Source organism: Hydrotalea lipotrueae, from assembly GCF_019249625.1.
Classification (GTDB): Bacteria; Bacteroidota; Bacteroidia; order Chitinophagales; family Chitinophagaceae; genus Hydrotalea; species Hydrotalea flava.
The window spans coordinates 48,564-70,174 of the sequence record NZ_JAESDL010000001.1 but is presented as its reverse complement, the minus strand read 5'-3'; the positions used below and the strand labels follow the sequence as shown (position 1 = coordinate 70,174).

General features: G+C 35.9%; 19 protein-coding genes. 17 read left to right on the top strand and 2 right to left on the bottom strand.

The window, feature by feature from the left end; all coding sequences use genetic code 11:
- Positions 1-15: 15 nt before the first annotated feature.
- The 3 genes from JK139_RS00320 (at position 16) to JK139_RS00310 (ending at position 3,099) form a co-directional block, all read left to right on the top strand.
- The gene (locus JK139_RS00320; protein WP_074421045.1) at positions 16-1,308 is read left to right on the top strand and encodes an MgtC/SapB family protein; all 1,293 of its coding nucleotides are present in this window, start codon (positions 16-18) and stop codon (positions 1,306-1,308) included.
- A gap of 79 nt (positions 1,309-1,387) precedes the next feature.
- Complete coding sequence (gene trpS / locus JK139_RS00315; protein WP_074417740.1) at positions 1,388-2,383, top strand: tryptophan--tRNA ligase; 996 nt, start codon at positions 1,388-1,390, stop codon at positions 2,381-2,383.
- Between the two features lie 80 nt (positions 2,384-2,463).
- Positions 2,464-3,099 (top strand): deoxynucleoside kinase, encoded by a 636-nt coding sequence (locus tag JK139_RS00310; protein ID WP_068241453.1) that lies wholly within the window; start codon positions 2,464-2,466, stop codon positions 3,097-3,099.
- Between the two features lie 94 nt (positions 3,100-3,193).
- Here JK139_RS00310 and pckA read toward each other — a convergent pair whose 3' ends face one another.
- The gene (gene pckA, locus JK139_RS00305) at positions 3,194-4,807 is read right to left on the bottom strand and encodes a phosphoenolpyruvate carboxykinase (ATP) (RefSeq protein WP_228733062.1); all 1,614 of its coding nucleotides are present in this window, start codon (positions 4,805-4,807) and stop codon (positions 3,194-3,196) included.
- Between the two features lie 318 nt (positions 4,808-5,125).
- On the opposite strand from pckA, the gene JK139_RS00300 reads away from it, so the two are divergent.
- Positions 5,126-6,523, top strand: coding sequence for an FAD-binding oxidoreductase (locus JK139_RS00300; protein ID WP_218330316.1), 1,398 nt, complete (start codon positions 5,126-5,128; stop codon positions 6,521-6,523).
- Positions 6,524-6,586: 63 nt separating this feature from the next.
- Complete coding sequence (locus JK139_RS00295) at positions 6,587-7,252, top strand: hypothetical protein (protein ID WP_218330315.1); 666 nt, start codon at positions 6,587-6,589, stop codon at positions 7,250-7,252.
- Here JK139_RS00295 and JK139_RS00290 read toward each other — a convergent pair.
- On the bottom strand, positions 7,221-7,772 hold the full coding sequence (locus tag JK139_RS00290) for an LOG family protein (protein ID WP_218330314.1): 552 nt from the start codon (positions 7,770-7,772) through the stop codon (positions 7,221-7,223). The genes JK139_RS00295 and JK139_RS00290 overlap by 32 nt on opposite strands.
- Positions 7,773-7,878: 106 nt before the next feature.
- Here JK139_RS00290 and JK139_RS00285 point away from each other — a divergent pair, with 106 nt between their 5' ends.
- The 12 genes from JK139_RS00285 to JK139_RS00230 all read left to right on the top strand — a co-directional run bounded on the left by JK139_RS00285 (position 7,879) and on the right by JK139_RS00230 (position 21,481).
- A complete protein-coding gene (locus JK139_RS00285) occupies positions 7,879-9,336 on the top strand; it encodes a sodium:solute symporter (protein WP_218330313.1) in 1,458 nt (485 codons plus the stop codon).
- 4 nt (positions 9,337-9,340) lie between these two features.
- A complete protein-coding gene (locus JK139_RS00280) occupies positions 9,341-9,979 on the top strand; it encodes an O-methyltransferase (RefSeq protein WP_218330312.1) in 639 nt (212 codons plus the stop codon).
- Between the two features lie 12 nt (positions 9,980-9,991).
- Positions 9,992-11,077, top strand: a complete 1,086-nt coding sequence (locus JK139_RS00275) for a glucosaminidase domain-containing protein (RefSeq protein WP_218330311.1) — start codon at positions 9,992-9,994, stop codon at positions 11,075-11,077.
- A gap of 14 nt (positions 11,078-11,091) precedes the next feature.
- Positions 11,092-11,631, top strand: coding sequence for a hypoxanthine phosphoribosyltransferase (gene hpt / locus JK139_RS00270; RefSeq protein ID WP_218330310.1), 540 nt, complete (start codon positions 11,092-11,094; stop codon positions 11,629-11,631).
- 90 nt (positions 11,632-11,721) lie between these two features.
- The gene (locus JK139_RS00265; RefSeq protein WP_218330309.1) at positions 11,722-13,470 is read left to right on the top strand and encodes a vWA domain-containing protein; all 1,749 of its coding nucleotides are present in this window, start codon (positions 11,722-11,724) and stop codon (positions 13,468-13,470) included.
- Between the two features lie 117 nt (positions 13,471-13,587).
- Positions 13,588-15,684 carry a polyphosphate kinase 1 gene (gene ppk1, locus JK139_RS00260; protein ID WP_074420849.1) on the top strand — a complete coding sequence of 699 codons (2,097 nt, stop codon included), beginning with the start codon at positions 13,588-13,590 and terminating at the stop codon, positions 15,682-15,684.
- Positions 15,665-16,552 carry a Ppx/GppA phosphatase family protein gene (locus tag JK139_RS00255; RefSeq protein ID WP_074420848.1) on the top strand — a complete coding sequence of 296 codons (888 nt, stop codon included), beginning with the start codon at positions 15,665-15,667 and terminating at the stop codon, positions 16,550-16,552. Before ppk1 ends, JK139_RS00255 begins: the two co-directional genes overlap by 20 nt.
- A 42-nt stretch (positions 16,553-16,594) precedes the next feature.
- The gene (panB, locus tag JK139_RS00250; RefSeq protein ID WP_074420573.1) at positions 16,595-17,410 is read left to right on the top strand and encodes a 3-methyl-2-oxobutanoate hydroxymethyltransferase; all 816 of its coding nucleotides are present in this window, start codon (positions 16,595-16,597) and stop codon (positions 17,408-17,410) included.
- Between the two features lie 153 nt (positions 17,411-17,563).
- Positions 17,564-18,652: a sensor histidine kinase gene (locus JK139_RS00245; protein ID WP_179855920.1), complete on the top strand. Its 1,089-nt coding sequence runs from the start codon at positions 17,564-17,566 to the stop codon at positions 18,650-18,652.
- Between the two features lie 85 nt (positions 18,653-18,737).
- Complete coding sequence (locus JK139_RS00240) at positions 18,738-19,430, top strand: LytR/AlgR family response regulator transcription factor (RefSeq protein WP_081301369.1); 693 nt, start codon at positions 18,738-18,740, stop codon at positions 19,428-19,430.
- Positions 19,431-19,625: 195 nt separating this feature from the next.
- Positions 19,626-21,149 (top strand): L-piperidine-6-carboxylate dehydrogenase, encoded by a 1,524-nt coding sequence (gene amaB / locus JK139_RS00235; protein ID WP_074420579.1) that lies wholly within the window; start codon positions 19,626-19,628, stop codon positions 21,147-21,149.
- A 5-nt stretch (positions 21,150-21,154) separates the two neighbouring features.
- Complete coding sequence (locus tag JK139_RS00230) at positions 21,155-21,481, top strand: cupin domain-containing protein (RefSeq protein ID WP_068241480.1); 327 nt, start codon at positions 21,155-21,157, stop codon at positions 21,479-21,481.
- The last annotated feature ends 130 nt before the right edge of the window (positions 21,482-21,611 follow it).

Genomic DNA, 21,611 nt, shown 5'->3' with positions numbered 1-21,611 from the left:
TTTCATATACCCCTTATGTTTCAATCACTGTTGCATTACGTTCCAAATGATTTACAAATGTTTATACTGGTAGTGGTATTTGCATTCATCATTGGTTTAGAACAGCGGCGGTACCACATCAATGAACCATTTGAAAATTTATTTGGTACCGACAGAACATTTACACTATTAGGCATTCTGGGTTACATTTTGTATATAATTGATAAGCAGCAATTATATACATTCATTATTGGGGCTTGCTTTAATATGCTCTTACTGGGTATTTATTATTTTCAAAAAATTAGTACAGAAAAGAAGTTTGGATTAACCACTATTCTGATTGCATTAATTACTTACACACTGGCGCCTCTTGTTTATACGCAACCACTCTGGCTAACATTTAGCATTGTAATTCTAACTTTAGTAATTACAGAAGCTAAAAAAAGTTTGTTTGCTTTTTCAAAATTATTTGATGAAGATGAATTTATTGTTTTAGCTAAATTTTTAGTTTTAACAGGTGTTATACTTCCTTTATTACCCGCACAGCCTATTTCAGTATCTATTGCAGTTTCTCCTTATCAAATCTGGCTGGCTGTTGTAGTCATATCCAGTATTTCTTATGCCAGCTATTTGGTTAAAAAATTTATATTCCCCAACGCAGGAATTATCATCACCGCAATATTAGGCGGCTTGTATAGCAGCACCGCCACAACCGTTATTCTGGCCAGAAAAAACAGGGAAAACCCCGATGACAGTACTATTTTACCAGGTATATTATTAGCAACGCTCATGATGTACATCAGGTTATTTATAATTGCCTATATTTTTAACAGCACCATTGCATTTGCACTATTACCTTATTTTTTATTTTTTATATTGGTAACATCTATCATCATTGCAGGATTGTTATGGTTACATCGGGAACAGAAAGTAAATAAAACGACTACCTTTCTAACCACCAAGGGCAATCCATTAGAATTTAAAACAGCATTGGTTTTCGCTGCATTATTCATGCTGTTTTCGCTTTTAACCAGCTTTGTATTTCGTGTGTTTGGCAATAGTGGGTTAAATGTTTTGGCATTGGTTGTAGGTGTAACAGATATTGACCCCTTTATTTTAAATCTGTTTCAGGGCAGAATGGTGATAAGTGAAGGCGTGATTGTATTAGCGGTTTTAAATGCTATTGTCAGCAATAATATTTTAAAAATGTTGTATACCATTGTATTGGGTGCGCCACTTCTTCGAAAAAAAATATGGATAAGTTTTGGTATTCTAATTGTATCTGGTATCGGTATTTCTTTATGGTTATTTCTGACTAAAGGCACTTAATACATAAAAATTGCTATTGCTTAGAAAAAAAACGAAGGCAGGAATGTACAAACAGGTTACTTAAATTATCTTCGCCGCTATGAAAAAAGAAACAGTGTTAAGCGGTATACGCCCCACCGGATACTTGCATTTGGGCAACTATTTTGGTGCCATGCGTAATTATGTAAAAATGCAGGATACCTATAATTGTTATTTTTTTGTAGCCAACTGGCATAGCCTAACTACCCATCCCGATACGAAAGCCCTTCAGGAAAGTGTGTACAGAGTAATTGCAGAAAATGTAGCCTGTGGATTAGACCCCGAAAAAGTAGCATTGTATGTACAAAGTGATGTGCCTGAAATTGCAGAGCTCTATTTGTACCTGAACATGTTGGCTTATAAAGGTGAATTGGAAAAAACAACTACTTTTAAAGATAAAGCCAAACTGCAACCCGATAATATCAATGCAGGGTTATTAACCTATCCTGTTTTAATGGCTGCAGATATATTGATACACAGAGCTGTTAAAGTGCCTGTTGGCAAAGATCAGGAACAACATTTAGAGATGGCCCGCAATTTTGCCGAACGTTTTAATTTCAGGTATGGCCATATTTTTCCTGAACCCCATGCTTTTAATTTTGGTGATAACCTGATTAAAATAATGAGCTTAGATGGAAATGGGAAAATGAGTAAAAGCGAAAACCAAATGGCCACCATTTTTTTAGCAGATGAAGATGACATTATTCGCAAAAAAATCATGAAGGCGAAAACAGACAGCGGACCTACTGTTCCCAATTCATTGAAGCCTGACTATATTAAAAATTTATTTACCTTGATGAAAATAGTCAGTAAAGCAGAAGTGTATGATACATTTAATGAAGATTATAAACAATGCAACATACGCTATGGCGATTTTAAAAAGCAACTGGCTGAAGATATGGTAGCCTTTATACAACCTATCAGAGAAAAAGCAGCAGCTATACAAAATGATAAAATTCTTTTACACCAAATCATGAAACAAGGGGCTGAAAAGGCCAGGGAAAGTGCCCATGCCACACTTCAGGAAGTAAGAAAAGCAATTAGAATGATTTATTAAAAACAAGCACTACTTGCTAATTATTTATTACATTCACCGATAAACAGCAATCCATTTCTAATTAAAATATTTTACTATAAATGGCTAAAATAAAAAAACCAAAACATATTGCAGTAGCCGGCAATATTGGTGCAGGAAAAACAACACTTACTGAAATGCTGAGCAAGCATTACAAATGGATTCCGCAATTTGAAGACGTGGACCACAATCCTTATTTGATGGATTTTTATGAAGATATGCCACGCTGGAGCTTTAACCTGCAAATTTATTTTTTAAACAGCCGCCTGAATCAGTTATTAGATATTCAAAGAGGTACCGAAACCGTAATTCAGGACAGAACCATTTATGAAGATGCTACTATTTTTGCACCCAATTTGCACGATATGGGTTTAATGCCTAAAAGAGATTTTGAAAATTATTATACTTTTTTTCAAACCCTCAAAAGCATGATTCAACCACCCGATCTGCTCATTTATTTAAAAGCATCAGTGCCTACCTTAGTAGCTCAAATTCAAAAAAGAGGCCGGGAATATGAAGACAATATTCGCTTAGATTATTTGAAAAAACTAAACGATTATTATAAACAATTTGCCGATAATTATAAAGAAGGTCCTATTTTAATTGTTGACTGCGATAAAAATAAATTTGCTGAAAACGAAGAACATTTGGGTGAAATTATCAGCAAAATAGATGCTACATTATTTGGATTATTTTAAATCAATTGTAAATAATTATCCTACACAAAAAATCCCGCAGAAACAACGGGATTTTCTCATTTGCCAGAGCAATCGAAGAGACCAAAATTTAAAATCAGGCAGTAGTTTTGGGTGCGGCACAAACAATATCCTGAGGAACACCTGATTTGTATTTTTCGAAATTTTGATTAAACAATGCAGATAGTTGATGTGCTGCCTTATCATAAGCATTCCTATCACTCCAGGTGTATCTGGGATGTAATAACTGAACCGGAACACCGGGGCAGGTTTTAGGAATTTGAACGCCAAAAACCGAATGCGTTTCAAATTCTACATGATTGAGTTTTCCAGACAATGCAGCACCAACCATGGCACGGGTATACTGCAAATTCATTCGTTTACCCACGCCATAACCACCACCGGTCCAGCCTGTATTTACCAACCAAACTTTAACTCCATGTTTTTTAATTTTGTTACCCAACAATGCAGCATATTTACCTGGATGCAAGGGCATAAACGGCGCTCCAAAACAAGCACTGAAGGTAGCTTTTGGCTCTGTTACGCCTGCTTCGGTACCGGCTACTTTTGCGGTATAGCCGCTAATAAACTGGTACATGGCCTGTTCGGTACTTAATTTACTGATAGGTGGTAATACACCATAAGCATCGCAGGTTAAAAAGAAAATGTTTTGGGGAATACCGGCAAAAGAAGGTACTAAGGCATTGCTGATATAATGTAATGGATAACTTACCCTTGTGTTTTCTGTAATGGATTTATCTGAAAAATTGATTTGATTGGTATTTGGATAAAATACAATGTTTTCCACTAAAGCGCCAGGTTGAATGGCCTTAAAAATTTCTGGTTCTTTGGCTGCATCCAAATCTATACATTTTGCATAACAACCGCCTTCAAAATTAAATACACTGTTGGCATCCCAACCGTGCTCATCATCCCCTATTAATTTTCTGCTTGCACCTGCACTCAATGTTGTTTTGCCGGTACCGCTTAAACCAAAAAATAAAGCAACATCCTCTTCATCACCCACATTTGCACTACAATGCATACTCAGGGTTTGATGCTGTAAAGGCAATAAAAAATTCAAAACAGTAAAAATTCCTTTTTTTATTTCACCGGTATATGCCGTTCCGCCAATTATAATGGTTTTTTCGGTAAAAGAAATAATAGCAAAATTGCCTTGTCGGGTGCCATCTGTTGCGGGATTAGCCAAAAAATTAGGTGCTTGAATAATGTGCCAATCGGGCTCAAATTCATGCAACTCCTCGGCACTTGGCCGAATAAACATATTATAAGCAAATAAATTACTCCACGGGTTTTCATTGATAACTCTGATTTTGATGCGATAGTCGGGATGTGCACAGGCAAAAGCATCTCTAACCCACAAACTTTTTTGATGGTTACAATAATCAATTAGCTTTTGCTTTAATGCATCAAATTTTTCGGCATCAAAAGGAATATTAAAATTATTCCAGTCAACAGTATGTTCGGTTAAACTGTCTTTTACTATAAACCTGTCTAAAGGACTTCTTCCGGTAAATTTTCCAGTTTCCACACACAACGCACCCGTATTATTTAAAACACCTTCCGATCTTAAGAGTGTTTGTTCGGTCAATGTTTTCGTTGAAAGTTGATAATGTATTTGTAAATTAAGTGAAAAACCAAGTGTGCTTAACTGTTCAGGCAATAGCGATTGATTCATTGTGGCAATCATACAAACAATCATTTGTTAGTTTTACAAAGATATAGTCATGCATTCCAGTTTAACAAACAACGTGTATCCATTACACTTTTAAAAAAATTTAATTGTTTTCAGTAATAACAATTATTTTTTAAATAAACCAAAGTAGAATTTACATGCACCTGATTAAAACCGTTATTTCTTTTACAGCATTCGAAAAATAAAAAGTTATTTATTTTTTGCATTTCTACATACTTTTTTATCCCGGTTAAAATGATTATCCTGTTTAAAAAGGGGAATTATCTGCATTTGAATTTACCTTTACTACTTTTTTATAAAACCATTTTGTAAATGATGACCCCTGAAATGATTGAAACATTAATTCAGATTGTTGGCAATGAAAATTATATTGTAAATGAAGCAGACCTATTTAAATACGGGCACGATGAAACGGAAACCATACAACAAACGCCTGAAATAGTTGTAAAGCCCAAAAATACTGCAGAAGTTGCCGCAATTATGACTTTATGCCATCAAAATTGCATCCCGGTTACCCCCAGGGGGGCCGGAACCGGTTTAAGCGGTGGCGCTATTCCACACAAAGGTGGCGTAGTATTAAGTTTAGAAAAATTCAATAAAATCATATCTATTGATGAGCAAAATTTACAGGTAACTACCGAACCTGGTGTAATAACCGAAGTACTACAAAATGCAGTAAAAGAGAAGGGTTTATTTTATCCGCCCGACCCCAGCAGCAAAGGCAGTTGTTTTATTGGGGGAAATATTGCCGAAAACAGTGGTGGACCCAAAGCTGTAAAATATGGTGTAGTGAAAGATTATGTATTGAATCTGGAGGTTGTTCTGCCAGATGGTACCATTATTGAAACCGGTGCCAATGTGTTAAAAAATTCAACCGGGTATAACCTTACCCAGTTAATGGTAGGAAGTGAAGGTACTTTAGGAATTGTTACCAAAATTGTATTAAAATTAATTCCCTTGCCCAAATATGATGTTTTAATGCTGGCAGCTTTCAACAATTTACAAAAAGCAGGTGAAGCGGTAAGTGCTATTTTTAGAGCAGGTTTTGTACCCAGCGGACTTGAATTGGTAGAAATTGATGCACTAAAAATAGTAAGTACAATGATGAATAGTCATGCAATTCCGGTAAATGATGCAATTGCTGCACATTTACTGATTGAATTAGACGGCAATCACAAAGACATTTTAATGCAGGAAATGGAAGCTATTGCACTGCTTTTAGAAAATTTTGAAGTAGGCGATTTATTTTTTGCAGAAGATGAAGCACAAAAAAATGAGCTTTGGAAATTAAGGCGCCGTGTAGCTGAAGCTGTGAAATTAGATGGATATACCATTGAAGAGGATAGTGTTGTGCCCAGAGCATTTTTGCCCGATTTAATTTTGGGTGTGAAACAATTGGCACAGCAATATGGTTTTAAAGCCGTTTGTTATGGCCATGCCGGTGATGGTAATTTGCATATCAGAATAAAAGATCCGAATACCACTACCAGCTTTAATCAACCGCATATTCAAAAAGCATTGGCAGATTTGTTTATTTTAGTAAAAAAATTAGGTGGCACCATTAGCGGCGAGCATGGTATAGGTTTAATTCAAAAAAAATACATGCCATTGGTAATGCAGGAAGCGAATTTGCAAATAATGCGCTCTATCAAAAAAGTATTTGATCCTAACAATATTTTAAACCCCGGAAAAATTTTTGATATGCATTAAGCACTTAGGTTTGTATTGTATAATTTTTAAAACCATCCAATTCATTTCCATAAAAACACAGGTATGAAAAAAACTTTTTTATTGATGGCATTTTTTACAGTGGCTTTGGGCAGCAGCTTGTCATTAAAAGCACAACAAAGGCAAATACCTCCTACTTATTCTAATTCGCCTTATACCAGTAGCACAAATGCCCCCGCCGGCACAGGCTTTCAGAAACAAAACATGTTTATTGGAGGAGGTTTGTCACTGGGTTTTGGCACCTATAGTTTTAATATTGGTGGTACACCCGAAATTGGCTACTCGTTCAATGAGTGGTTAGATGCTGGTGTTTCTATTAACCTCAATTATCAATCCATTAAAGCAGATCCTTATTACAATAATGATATCAGACAAAGAAGCTTTAATTACGGTGGCGGACCATTTGTGCGAATTTTTCCCATTAAACAATTGTTTCTTCAGGGGCAATTTGAACAAAACTGGATTAAATACAATTACCTCAATATGACCAATAATCAGGCTACCAGTTTTAACACCAATGCTTCCAGCTTTTTAGCCGGTGTGGGTTATGCACAACGCATTATTGGACAAAGCACATTTTATACGGTCATTATGGTAGATGTATTAAACAGTCCCTATTCACCTTACAGAAGTTACAATGGTGTAACCAGTACCGCTTTACCTATTATAAGAGCAGGTTTTAATTTTTATCTCCATCCAAAAAAGCAATAATTTCTGAAGGAGTAGCAAACTGGTATAAAAAGCTATCCCAGTTTTCATATAAAAATCCATAATGCTGCATATTTTGTAAATGCGCTATCAATGCATGATAATATCCTGCTGAGTTTAGCAGGATTATTTTTTTATCGTGAATCCGTAAATTATTCCAGGTAAGCATTTCAAACAATTCATCCATTGTGCCATTACCACCAGGTAACACAATGGCTGCATCACATAACTCGTACATCATTTTTTTACGGGTATGCATGTTGTCCACTACTTTCAATTCGGTTAAACCCAAGTGCTGCCGCTCCTGTTCCACCAAAAGTTCGGGAATAACACCGGTAACTTTGCCGCCATTTTCCAATACCGCATTGGCCACTGCGCCCATTAAGCCCACATTGCCACCTCCATACACCAAATCCATATTTTTTGAAGCCATTAAACTGCCCAGTTGCCGTGCATGTTCTACAAAAATTGCATTATTCCCATTTTTACTTCCGCAAAACACAGCTATCTTTTTATATTGCATCTTTATTATTTTAAGCACAATATTAATTGCCTTTATTAAAAGTATGAATAAAGCACTGTAAAATATTTATGATATTGTGTTGAATTATTCATTGAAAGTTGCGCTTATGCCACCCCTACTCTTATTAAGTTTTGTTGTTGCCTACTTTGTAATATTATTAGCCGTAGCCTGGTATACCGGAAAAAATAGTACTAATGATTCATTTTTCATAGGCAACAGAAATAGTAACTGGATGCTGGTGGCTTTTGGAATGATTGGCACATCGCTAAGCGGTGTAACTTTTGTAAGCGTACCCGGAACAGTTAGTACCAATGGGTTTTATTATATGCAGGTAGTATTTGGCTACTTATTGGGGTATATTGTTGTTGCATTTGTTTTAATGCCGCTTTATTATAAATTACAACTTACTTCAATTTACAACTACCTGCAAAACCGTTTTGGTTTTATTGCCTACAAAACAGGCGCCTTATTCTTTATAATTTCCAGAACGGTAGGCGCCACCGCAAGATTATACCTTGTAATTAATGTATTGCAAATATTTATATTAGACGAAATGGGTATTCCATTCTGGTTAACCAGCATCGTTATTTTAATAATGATTTTATTGTACACATTTGAAGGAGGCGTAAAAACTATTGTATTTACAGATACCCTGCAAACCAGCTTTATGTTGATAGGTTTAGTGGTTTGTGTACTTTATATTATGCACCATTTACAACTTTCTTTTTCAGGAACCATTCAACAACTTCAACTAAAAGGTTATACCCATTTTTTTAATACCGATATCAATAGTAAAGGCTTCTTTTTAAAACAAATAATTGGTGGCGCATTTATTACCATTGCTATGACAGGTTTAGACCAGGAAATGATGCAAAAAAACATTAGCGTAAAAACACTGAAAGGTGCTCAAACCAATATGCTCAGTTTTAGTGTCATTATTGTATTAGTTAACTTTTTGTTTCTATTGTTAGGGGGCTTGTTGTATTTGTTTGCTGCACAAAACGGATTAAATTATACCGGAGATGACTTATTTCCCACCATTGCTTTGCACTATTTACCTAAAGCAGTGAGCATGATTTTTATTATCGGACTTATTTCAGCATTATTTCCCAGTGCAGATGGTGCTTTAACTGCGCTTACTTCTTCATTTTGTATTGATATATTGGGCATCAGAAGAGGCCAACTTGCAGAAAATCAGCAAAAAAAAATCAGACAAAACGTACACTTAACTTTCACAATTATTTTTCTGATTTGCATTTTTGTTTTTAAAATAATTAACAGCAAATCCATCATCAACGTAATATTAGATTTGGCCGGTTATACCTACGGCCCACTGCTTGGATTATTTGCTTTTGGTATTTTCAGTAAAAAAATATTGAAAGAAAGTTATGCCATTACTTTTGTATGCCTTATAGCACCAGTATTGGGTTATTTTTTAGAAAAACTGATACCTAATCTTACCGGCGGCTTTAAAATTGGAATTGAGCTATTGCTTATCAACGGATTATTAACCTATTTAGGCTTATGGCTAATTGCGAAACCGGCCGTTAAACAACAAAAATAATCGTATGGAATTATTGAATCCGTTAGCAGAAAAATATGCAGAAAAATTTACCTCTGTTCAAAATGAACATTTGCAGCGAATTTATGCACAAACCAATGAGTTGCATCCGCATGCACACATGATGAGCAACAGCGTGCAGGGACAATTATTATCCTTTCTAAGTAATATCATCCGGCCAAAATACGTTTTAGAAATTGGAGCTTTTACCGGATACAGTGCTTTATGTTTGGCGGAAGGATTAACAAAAGATGGCGAATTGCATACCATTGAGTTAAGAGCAGGAGATGCAGCAACTGCACAACAAAATTTTATCAAATCGCCATTGGCAAAACAAATACATTTGCACATCGGAAATGCTTTAGACATTATTCCAACCCTTCCTTTTGAATGGGATCTTGTTTTTATCGATGCCGATAAAACCGGTTATATTCAATATTATGAGCTGGTATTACCCAAATTGAAAAAAAATGGTGTAATTATTGCAGACAATGTGCTGTTTCACGGTCAGGTTTTAGAAGAACCCATTAAAGGAAAAAATGCAAGCGCCATTCATGCTTTTAATGAATGGGTAGCCAATGATGTTAGAACCCATCAGGTTTTACTGACAGTTAGAGACGGACTTTTACTAATTAGAAAGCGATAAAAAATGAAGTTTTTGAGTTGTTTATTTTTGTTTTTTGGGCTCCATGCAGCCATTGCACAATCGGATAAAACCCTGGCATATATTAACCAATATAAAGATATTGCCATGCAGGAAATGATTAGAACCGGTGTACCGGCTTCCATTACGCTGGCTCAGGGCATTTTAGAATCATCAAATGGAGAGAGTGACCTTTGCAAAAAATCGAACAATCATTTTGGTATTAAATGTAAAAACGACTGGACCGGCGATCGGGTTTTTCATGATGATGATGCCAGGCACGAATGTTTCAGAAGCTACCCAAATGCAGCCGCCTCTTTTCAGGACCATTCTAATTTTCTAAAATCAAGGTCTAATTATCAAAACTTGTTTGCATTAAACCCAACCGATTATACCAATTGGGCTTATGGCTTAAAAAAAGCCGGCTATGCTACTGAAAAAGATTATGCCCAACGCTTAATTGAGCTGATTAACCGTTATAATTTGAACGAATACAGTGTAATGGCACTGACAAAAGGAAAAGAACAACAGGCCAATTTTGCCCAACAAAGTACTGCCACATTCAATAACGATAAAGAAGTGAAAGCTACAATGCCCACCACGCCCGAGCCGGCAGCTTCCCCTGCAAAAGCTGTTATGCAAACCAACACCGCGGTTGCATCTGCCAATACCAAATCAGTTGCTGAACCTGAAACGGTTTATCCCAAAGGGATATTTACCATCAATCACCTGAAAGTTGTCTATGCAAAAAAAGGCACAGCCTTATTATCCATTGCCAATCAGTATCAAATTAACTTAAGCCGCTTATTAGAGTACAATGATTTGGAAGATGAAAATATTCTGCAAGCCGGTCAACTCATTTTTTTAGAGAAGAAAATGAAGAAGGGCGATAAAGATTTTCATATTGTAAAAAATACAGAAACCTTATACAACATCTGCCAACAGGAAGGCATTAGAATGGAATACCTGCTTCAATTTAACAAATTGCAAAAAAATATGCAGCCACTACCGGGAGAAAAAATTTATTTGCGCTTTCTGGCTCCGGCATCTCCAAAATATACTACTATTGCTCCTGAAAACAGCAGTACTACATCTCGCTAAATAATACAATGCACATGGCCAATACAATTCAGGTATTAGACAAACATTTTGTACCTTTTATAGATGCAGCTGCCATTCATATAAAAGTGATAGCATTGGCTGAGCAATTAGCTTCCAATTATCAGGATAAAAAACCCCTTTTTATTTGCATTTTAAATGGGGCTTTTATGTTTGCTGCAGATGTATTTAAAGCATTACCCATTGAGGCGGAAATTTGTTTTATTAAATTAGCCTCCTACAAAGGCACCAAATCAACCGGCAATGTTATCACTTCAATTGGTCTGGATGTTTCCATCACCAACCGGCATGTCATTATTCTGGAAGATATTATTGATACCGGAAAAACCCTTCATAGTTTTTTACCCCAAATTTATAACCAGCAACCTGCCTCTTTAGAAATTGCAGTGTTATTGCACAAACCCGAAGCAACAGAATATCCCGTTCCGGTTAATTATTGCTGCTTCTCCATTCCCAACAAGTTTGTGGTAGGTTATGGGTTAGATTATGATGGTTTTGGCAGAAATCTGGGTGCTATTTATCAGTTGGTGGAATAGTTCTGTCCATTTTTAATAGAAGCAAATCATTAATTTTATTTGGAATGATAAGAATCTTTTATCTTTAAGATTCCTATTCACCAACAACTCATGAAGCATTGCCTGCCGGTATGTATATTTTTATGCTTTGCCATTCCTTCATATAGCCAGTATTTTTTACGTGGCGAAATAAAAGATGAAAAAGGAAGGCAATTAGAAAGGGCTAAAATATTTTTAGCCTCGAAAGGGAATATGCCGTTTTACAGTGGCAATTTTGGTGCATTTGGCATATTATGCCCTTATCCGCAAGATACCATTACCGTTTTTTATGATGGATATAAAGTGTATAAAAAGGAAGTAAATACAAAAGTATTTAATGAAATTATACTGAAAATGCTGCCTGAAACGGCCAGCCTTTATGCCAATAAATTGAGTTCCAGAACCATCAATCTGGAAGATAACGGCGAATCTTATTTTTCTACTTTAGGTGAAAGCTACAGTTCATTAATAGAAAATCAGTTTGTAAATGCCAGGCTGTATCCTGAAACAGGTTTTTCACTAAATATTGATAAAGCTTCCTACAGTAATATCCGCCGTTTTATCAATAATGGCATGTATGTTCCATCAAATGCCGTTCGTATTGAAGAAATGTTGAATTACTTTGATTTAAGAAGAACCAATTTTCCTAAACCCAAAGACAGCAGTAGTTTTAGTGCAGCATCTACCATAACCGACTGCCCCTGGAATGATAAAAATTTTTTATTGTTTGTTCAATTGCAGGCACCTAAAATTAATCTGGATAACATTCCACCCAACAACTTAGTTTTATTAATTGATGTATCGGGCTCAATGGACCACCCCACCAAGTTACCCTTACTGCAATCGGCTTTTAAATTATTGATAGAAAATCTAAGAGTAGAAGATAAAGTGTCGATTGTTACTTATGGCGGAGGCGTTCATGTTGCATTATCAACCACCTCAGGCAATAACAAACAAAAAATCAATAATATTATTGATTCATTGTATGCCGATGGCGATACACCTGGCGAAAACGCTATCAGAACCGCTTACAGCATTGCTAAAACCAATTTTATACCCAATGGTAATAACCGGATTATATTAGCTACCGACGGTGATTTTAATGTTGGGCAAACTACCGAACAGGAATTGGAGAACTTAGTTACTTTTCAAAAACAATCGGGCATATTTTTAACCTGCCTCGGTGTTGGCATGGGCAATTATAAAGACAGCAAACTGGAAGTTTTAGCCAAAAAAGGCAATGGCAATTTTGCTTACATAGACAATATACACGAAGCCGAAAAAATTCTAATAAAAGAATTTACCAAAACCATGTATGCGGTGGCAGTAAACGCGTATGCCAATATACAATTTAATCCGGCTGTAATTAAGAAATACAGATTAATTGGCTTCGATAATAAAAAAACGGCAATTGTTGATACCACCAGTTTATTAGAAGGTGGCGAAGTTGGCAGTGGGCATAACATGATGGCAGTGTTTGAAATTGTACCTGCAGAAACCATTCATACAACAGAAACATTAGCAGGCTCTTTAAACCTAACCTTTCAATTGCCTAAACATACTCAAAAAATTACGCAAAGCTTTCAATTACCCTACCACCCTATTGCATTTAATGATGCGCCTCCGCAAATAAAATTAGCTACTTCTATTGTGGTGTTTGGTTCATTACTCAGGCAATCGAAATTTGTAAAAAACTATACTTTTCAAGATACCATTAATTTGGCACAAACTGCTATTAATCCTGCCAATACTTCAGAGCAAGAGCTTTTGCAGTTAATGCAAAAAGCAAATAATATTTATAATTATCGCAAAAAAAGATAGCGATTTACAAGCATTAAAAGGTATTCGGTTATTTTTTAAATTGAAGGGTAACAATATAGAAGAAACCTTTAAAGAAAAACAGGCTTCTGTATCTTTGAATAAACTATCCGTTCATCCATGTCGAAGAAAAAATTCATTCAAAGAGATATTAGCTGGTTAAGTTTCAATGCACGTGTATTACAGGAAGCTAACGACCCTACCGTTTCATTAAAACAACGTATCCGTTTTTTAGGTATATTTTCAAACAATACAGATGAGTTTTTCAGAGTAAGGGTGGCCACTTTAAAAAGAATGGTAGAATTTAGTGCCAAACGCAAGTTACTCAATATGCACATGGAAGAGCATCCACAAAAAATTTTGGATGAAATACACACCATTGTATTGCAACAACAAAATGAGTTTAACCGAATATGGGATGCAATTCTGGAAGAATTAAAAAGAGAAAAAATTTTTTTGGTAGATGAATCTCATTTAACAAAAGAACAATTGGCTTTTGTTAAAAATTATTTCGATAATACCGTTCGGGTAAATGTAATTCCTTTAATGATTGAAAGTTTGCCGCAAATGCCCTATCTGCGTGATAAAAGCATTTACCTAGGGGTAGTAATGCGAAAAAAAAATTCGGCTTATCAGCAAAAATATGCGTTAATTGAAATACCTGCAAAAGCAGTAGGGCGTTTTGTTTTACTACCCTCAAAAGAGGAAGAAAGTCACATTATGTTATTGGAAGATGTGATTCGGGCTAATTTGCCGAATATTTTTTCATATTTTGAATATGACTATTTTAGTGCACATGTATTTAAAGTTACCAAAGATGCTGAGATAGATATTGACAATGATGTATCTACCACCTTTGTTGAAAAAATTGAAAAAGGTTTAAAAAACCGACGCAAGGGCAAGCCCGTAAGATTTGTGTATGATAAAGAAATGGATGCCGGATTATTAGAATATCTGATTAGACGCCTGAACCTCAACAGAAAAAGTAATATTATACCTGGTGGTCGAATCCATAATTTCAGGCATTTTATGGATTTCCCGGATGTATTTCATCACACTACCGAACGCCGGAAACCCTTTACACATCCTGATTTGCAGCATGCACAACGTATTACAGATGTTATTCTAAAGCAAGATTTAATGTTGCATTTTCCCTATCACTCATTTAACGCAGTAATCGATTTATTGCGTGAAGCTGCTATTGATCCGGATGTAAAATCAATAAAAGTAACTGCCTACAGACTGGCACCAACATCTAAAATCATTAATGCACTCATCAATGCAGCACGCAACGGAAAAGAAGTGGTAGTAATGCTGGAATTAAAAGCACGATTTGATGAAGAGGCCAACTTAGAATGGAAAAAAGTTTTGGAAGAAGAAGAAGGAATCAAAGTACTGTTAGGCGTTCCACGCATGAAAATACATGCCAAATTATGCATCATCAAAAAAAGAGTGAAACATAAAATTATACAATATGGGTTTGTAAGCACCGGCAATTTGAATGAAGATACCGCCAAAGTGTATGGTGATATATGCTTATTTACTACCAACAGAAATGTAATGGCAGATATTAACCGTATTTTCAGGTACCTTGAATTTTGGAAATTGGGTACCGGCAATTTAAAATTGTGCAAAACATTAATGGTATGCCCTACCAATATGCGCAACGAAATTAATGCCCTTATTAATAAAGAAATTAAAAATGCCAAAGCAGGTAAAAAAGCAGGCATTACACTAAAACTAAATTCGTTAAGTGATGCCCCACTCATTGAAAAATTGTACGATGCAGCTGCCGCAGGTGTACCCATTCAACTAATAGTAAGAGGAATATTCTGTGCACAAATGGATTTTGGTAAAATGCGTAAAAATGCAAGCGCCATTAGCATTGTAGATGAATATTTAGAACATGCCAGAGTAATGATATTTCAAAATGAGGGCAATCCTAAAATATATATATCATCAGCAGACTGGATGGTAAGAAATTTAGACCATCGTGTAGAAGTGGCAATACCCGTATTGAATGTAAAACTTCGGCAGGAAATTATTGATATCATCAACATTCAACTTTCAGACAATGTAAAAGCACGGATATTAGACAGTGAATTATCCAATAATTATGTTCCCCATTCAGGGAAAAAACAAATCCGTTCTCAAATAGAAACCTATTTTTACCTGTATAAAAAAACACAACAACAAATTGAGATTAGCAGCAATTGATATTGGCAGTAATGCAGCAAGGCTATTAATAGCAGATGTTATTGAATTCAAAGGAAAAGTTCAATTTAACAAAGTAAATTTAGTACGGGTGCCTTTGCGACTGGGGTTTGATGTTTTTGAAAATGCTGAGATTTCAAAACACAAATGCGGAATGATTTTACAAACCATGAAGGCATACAGCCATCTGCTCAATGTTTATGAGGTACAACACATAAAAGCCTGTGCAACCAGTGCCATGCGTGATTCTAAAAACAGCAGCGATATCATCAGAAAAGTAAAGTTAGAAACCGGAATTGAAATCAAAATCCTTACCGGCGATGAAGAAGCTACCATGATATTCGAAAATCATATTGCAGAAAATTTAGACACACAGCACGCTTACCTGTATATTGATGTTGGCGGCGGCAGCACTGAACTTACATTTTTTGCAGAAGGAAAATTAAAGTACAAGGAATCTTTCAATATAGGCACCATCCGTTTATTAAAAGGACTGGTGGCAGATAATACCTGGTTAGAAATGAAAGAACACCTGAAGACCAATACCAAATCGGCTTTACCAATTATAGCCATTGGTAGTGGTGGTAATATTAATAAAATATTCTCACTAAGCAAAAAGAAAGAAGGAAAACCATTATCAATAGACTTACTGAAAGATTATTACAAAGAATTATCAAATGTGAGCCTAGAAGAAAGAATCAGAATATATAAACTACGCGAAGACCGCGCAGACGTAATTGTTCCGGCTCTACAGATCTACACCAATGTAATGCGCTGGGGAGGCATTAATGAAATTTATGTTCCCAAAATTGGATTGGCCGATGGGTTAATTCAAAGCTTATATGAAGGGCTTACACAGGCTTCAAAATAAATACATGTTCTTATTTCTGTAAAATAGAAAAAATCAATCATCATGTCTCTTCAAAAAGAAATAAAAAAAATAACCACCCACACTTTACAAAAAATGAAAGCCGGTGGAGAAAAAATATCCATGCTTACTGCTTACGATTATTCATTTGCAGGCATTTTTGATGCAGCAGGAATAGATGTAATATTGGTAGGCGACAGTGCCAGCAATGTAATGGCCGGTCATGAAACTACATTGCCTATAACACTTGATCAAATGATTTATCATGCAGCCTCCGTTATCAGGGCAGTGCGCCGTTCGTTGGTTGTGGTAGATCTTCCTTTTGGAACCTACCAGTCTAATAGTGATATTGCTTTGGCTTCAGCCATTAGAATTATGAAAGAAACCGGCGCCCATGCCATAAAATTAGAAGGCGGTGAAGAAGTGCTTGAAAGTATTCAAAGAATTGTAAAAGCAGGTATTCCGGTAATGGGGCATTTAGGTTTAACCCCGCAAAGCATTTACCAGTTTGGCACCTATGCAGTCAGGGCTACTCAAAATGAAGAAGCAGAAAAACTGAAAAATGATGTATTGCTATTGCAACAGGCCGGTTGTTTTGGCATTGTATTAGAAAAAATACCGGCCCAATTAGCCAAAACAGTAACACAATCTGTTCAAATTCCTACCATTGGCATTGGTGCAGGCCCTCACTGCGATGGGCAGGTATTGGTAATGCACGATATGCTGGGCATTAATACAGAATTTAAACCACGTTTCTTAAGGCAGTACCTCAATTTACATGAGCAAATTACACAGGCAGTTCAGCAATATATCCAGGATGTAAAAACCAATGATTTTCCAAACAAAAATGAGTCTTATTAAATTTTTACCGACAGATTGAATATTTCACCCGAAAAAAAATGAACAGACTAAAACTACTGATTAGCTTTATATAAAGCAACCAACTGTATGCAAACGGGTTCAAAAAAATTCATTATTGTTCTAATACATATTGTTGCATGGATTTCATTTTTCATGCTTCCCTATATTTTTGCTCCGCAGCCAAAAGATATTCCCCAACAAGTTAGTCGTTATATCATTACACTGTTTATCACCATCAACCTTTTTTTGCTGGTATTTTATTATTTAAACACTTTGTTATTTATACCCAACCTGCTATTTAATAAGCAATGGATACCTTACGTTCTGGTAATTGCGATATGTATGTATGGATTTTTATATTTGCCACGGCAATTGGCTTTGTGGATGAACAATACCACTGAAACAAAAATCAGAAATGAGTTTAGAAATGATTTTAAAAAAGCTGACTCGGTTATGTTGCAACAACATGGAGCAGGGTATAAAGCAGGCAACAATAAAAAAGCATCCGCACCACCACCTATCCCAAAAAGAAGATCCGGCAGATATTTTCCAGGAAGTTATGCGGTTTTTTTACTGGTATTTGCCGTAGGTACCAGCATTTCTGTACTGCAGCAATGGCTAAAGGTAGAGCGTACCAAAGAAAAAATTGAGAAAGAGATGTTGCAAACAGAACTTTCGTTTCTCAAATCACAAATTAATCCCCATTTCTTTTTTAATACACTCAACAATATTTATTCATTAGCCATTACAGGAAGCGATCAAACACCTTCTGCCATATTAAAGCTTTCGGCCATAATGCGTTATATTTTAGCCGAAACTAAAAACGATTGGGTACCTCTGCAAAATGAAATTGATTTTTTGAACGATTATATTGATTTGCAGAAAGTCAGACTTACACAGAATGTAGCATTAACCTTTACAGTAGATGGCAATATCAGTAATCAACGTGTTGCCCCCCTTATTTTTATTCCATTTGTAGAAAATGCATTTAAATATGGGGTAAGCACAATTGAGCCGTCATTTATTCATATTAATATTGCCATTCAGAACAATACTATTATTTTTTCTGTCAAAAATTCCATTGTTTCTAATGCAGGTAATTCGCTTACAGAAACAACAGGAATTGGAATAAAAAATGTGGAAAGAAGACTTACCTTACTTTATCCGGCCAAACATGAGTTGAAAATAAAAAATGAAAAAAATATATTTAGTGTAGAATTAACACTCGTGCAGGTTGTTTAAACATTTTTTAGCTATCTAACCATAGTTTAAAACAATTAAATTTTCATTTGAAAATACAAATATTCAACATCAAAAATATATGCATATGAAATGTATTGCTATCGATGATGAACCCCTGGCACTCCAAATTATTTCTCAATACTGCGAAAAAATACCATTCCTACAGTTAGAAAACATTTTTACCAATCCGAATGATGCTATACAATATTTGTCAGAAAATAAAATGGATTTGTTGTTTTTGGATATTCAAATGCCCGATATCAACGGATTGCAGTTATATAAAAATTTAACCAATAAGCCATTGGTAATTTTTACCACCGCCTTTAAAGATTTTGCTGTAGAAGGGTTTAATGTAGATGCAATTGATTATTTATTAAAGCCCTTTGATTATAATCGCTTTCTAAAAGCAGCTTACAAAGCAAAAGAATATCAGGAATTTTTATCTTCTCAGGAACTACAATTAAATTCTATTTATGTAAAGGTGAATTATGAAATGATGAAAATTAATTTGAAGGATATTGAATTAATTGAAGCGTTGGATGATTATATCAAAATTCACATAAAACCCTACCCTGTATTAACTTTAATGACCTTAAAAAGTATGCAGGAAAAACTTCCAAACAAAGAATTTGTTAGGGTACATCGCTCCTATATTGTACCCATTAGCAAAGTTGACAAATTCAATAAAAATAAAATTTTAGTAGCCGGTAAAGAAATACCCATTGGCAGTAGCTATTCAGATGTATATGATTTATTATTGAGCCGTCAGCTACAATAAGTTCTCCGATATTTTCTTCCCATTCACCTATCAAATCATAAATTTATTAAAGTTGCTTCGAATTTTACATTCGTTTCAAACTGTTTTATTTTCATGCAGGGTTACATTGAAAAGGTATTGCTGATTGATCACAATCCGGGCAATACCTTTTTTATTTTTACATTTATCTTACCTTGCAGTCCTTAAATATTTATCATGGACTTTATCAGATTGCTGCATATAGAAAAAACCAATCCGGGTACATCGACCGGTTCAGAATGGATAAAAAGTTATGGTGCTGAAATAGAAAGCTTTACACCTGTTAATGGCGCTTCAATTGCTGCTGTAATTAGCACCGACAAAGAAGCTTATGAAGCTGTTGTGCATAAAGCCGCTGCAGCATTTAAAATTTGGCGTAACTGGCCGGCACCTAAAAGAGGCGATGTAGTTCGCCAAATTGGTGATGCAATAAGATTAAATAAAGAAAATTTAGGCAAATTAGTGAGTTATGAAATGGGAAAAAGTCTGCAGGAAGGCTTGGGTGAAGTGCAGGAAATGATTGATATCTGCGATTTTGCCATTGGCTTATCACGCCAGTTATATGGCTTAACCATGCACAGTGAACGGCCTAACCACCGTATGTATGAACAATGGCATCCGCTGGGTATGGTGGGAATTATTTCCTCTTTTAATTTCCCGGTGGCTGTATGGAGTTGGAATACCGCCGTTGCCTGGGTATGTGGAAATGTTTGCATTTGGAAACCAAGTGAAAAAACACCGCTTTGCAGCATTGCCGTTCAAAAAATAGTGGCTGAAGTTTTTGCAAAAAATCATGTACCAGAAGGCGTAAGTTGTTTGATACAAGGTGATAAAACTGTTGGAGAATGGATGAGCCATGATACCAGAATTCCTTTAATCAGTGCCACAGGCTCTACCAGAATGGGAAAAGCTTTGAGTACAGCCATAGCAGCAAGGCTCGGAAAATCAATTCTTGAATTAGGAGGCAATAATGCCATTATTATTTCGCAACACGCAGATTTAGATATGGCTTTACGCGGCTGCCTTTTCGGCGCCGTTGGCACAGCCGGCCAACGTTGCACAACAACGCGTAGATTAATTATTCACGAATCAGTATATGAAACATTTAAAGCCAAACTTGTTGCAGCTTACCAGCAACTTAAAATTGGCAATCCATTGCAACCCGAAAATCATGTAGGACCCTTAATTGACAAAGCTGCTGTACAACATTATTTACATGCTATTGACCAATGTATACAACAAGGCGGGAAGTTTGCAGTGCCAGGAGGTGTAGTAGAAGGTACTGGATACGAAAGTGGTTGTTATGTAAAACCCTGTGTAGCCGAGGTACAACCTGGTATGCCCATTGTTCAACAGGAAACCTTTGCTCCTATTTTGTACATCATGCCTTATACCAATTTAGAAGATGCCATTGCTATACAAAACAACGTACCACAAGGCTTATCTTCTGCAATCATGACTTTAAACCTGCGTGAAGCAGAAGCCTTTTTATCATATGCCGGCAGCGATTGCGGCATAGCCAATGTAAATATTGGTACCAGTGGTGCTGAAATAGGCGGGGCTTTTGGTGGAGAAAAAGAAACCGGAAGTGGCAGAGAAAGCGGAAGCGATGCCTGGAAAGCCTATATGCGCCGACAAACCAATACCATTAACTGGGGAACCCATTTGCCTTTAGCACAGGGCATTACTTTTGAATTATAATAATTATGCCACTTATTCATGTAGCCGAACTGCCTGTTAAAGAAATTGTTCCGGGTTATAAAGCACAGTTCATACATACCGGAACCAATACATTTTCGTATTTACAGGTTACTGCCGGCAGTAAATTAGGCCTGCATCACCATCCGCACCAGCAAATTGCGCATGTATTACAAGGTACTTTTCAACTAACTGTTGATGGAATTGAATATACCTTACAGCCGGGCGAAGTAATGGTCGTTCCACCTAATGTACCACATGCCGGTTTAGCCATTACCGATTGTAGCTTACTGGATGTATTTTATCCGGAAAGAGAAGATTATAAAAAACTGTAAATGCAGCTTTTTACTTAACATTTAGCTAAATCGCATTGTACTGTTGCCTTTATTGCAGGGATAATCAGACATTTGCTAATGGTAGTTACCCAATTGTAAACAAATTATTGCCTTTCATTTCTACTGTATC

What these genes read in the sequence shown, in the direction of transcription:
- amaB (WP_074420579.1), top strand. Translation starts at nt 19,626, where the DNA reads ATGGACTTTATCAGATTGCTGCATATAGAAAAAACCAATCCGGGTACA.
- JK139_RS00310 (WP_068241453.1), top strand. Translation starts at nt 2,464, where the DNA reads ATGGCTAAAATAAAAAAACCAAAACATATTGCAGTAGCCGGCAATATT.
- JK139_RS00280 (WP_218330312.1), top strand. Translation starts at nt 9,341, where the DNA reads ATGGAATTATTGAATCCGTTAGCAGAAAAATATGCAGAAAAATTTACC.
- hpt (WP_218330310.1), top strand. Translation starts at nt 11,092, where the DNA reads ATGGCCAATACAATTCAGGTATTAGACAAACATTTTGTACCTTTTATA.
- JK139_RS00265 (WP_218330309.1), top strand. Translation starts at nt 11,722, where the DNA reads ATGAAGCATTGCCTGCCGGTATGTATATTTTTATGCTTTGCCATTCCT.
- panB (WP_074420573.1), top strand. Translation starts at nt 16,595, where the DNA reads ATGTCTCTTCAAAAAGAAATAAAAAAAATAACCACCCACACTTTACAA.
- trpS (WP_074417740.1), top strand. Translation starts at nt 1,388, where the DNA reads ATGAAAAAAGAAACAGTGTTAAGCGGTATACGCCCCACCGGATACTTG.
- JK139_RS00240 (WP_081301369.1), top strand. Translation starts at nt 18,738, where the DNA reads ATGAAATGTATTGCTATCGATGATGAACCCCTGGCACTCCAAATTATT.
- JK139_RS00290 (WP_218330314.1), bottom strand. Translation starts at nt 7,772, where the DNA reads ATGCAATATAAAAAGATAGCTGTGTTTTGCGGAAGTAAAAATGGGAAT.
- pckA (WP_228733062.1), bottom strand. Translation starts at nt 4,807, where the DNA reads ATGATTGCCACAATGAATCAATCGCTATTGCCTGAACAGTTAAGCACA.
- JK139_RS00295 (WP_218330315.1), top strand. Translation starts at nt 6,587, where the DNA reads ATGAAAAAAACTTTTTTATTGATGGCATTTTTTACAGTGGCTTTGGGC.
- ppk1 (WP_074420849.1), top strand. Translation starts at nt 13,588, where the DNA reads ATGTCGAAGAAAAAATTCATTCAAAGAGATATTAGCTGGTTAAGTTTC.
- JK139_RS00245 (WP_179855920.1), top strand. Translation starts at nt 17,564, where the DNA reads ATGCTTCCCTATATTTTTGCTCCGCAGCCAAAAGATATTCCCCAACAA.
- JK139_RS00300 (WP_218330316.1), top strand. Translation starts at nt 5,126, where the DNA reads ATGATGACCCCTGAAATGATTGAAACATTAATTCAGATTGTTGGCAAT.
- JK139_RS00285 (WP_218330313.1), top strand. Translation starts at nt 7,879, where the DNA reads ATGCCACCCCTACTCTTATTAAGTTTTGTTGTTGCCTACTTTGTAATA.
- JK139_RS00320 (WP_074421045.1), top strand. Translation starts at nt 16, where the DNA reads ATGTTTCAATCACTGTTGCATTACGTTCCAAATGATTTACAAATGTTT.
- JK139_RS00230 (WP_068241480.1), top strand. Translation starts at nt 21,155, where the DNA reads ATGCCACTTATTCATGTAGCCGAACTGCCTGTTAAAGAAATTGTTCCG.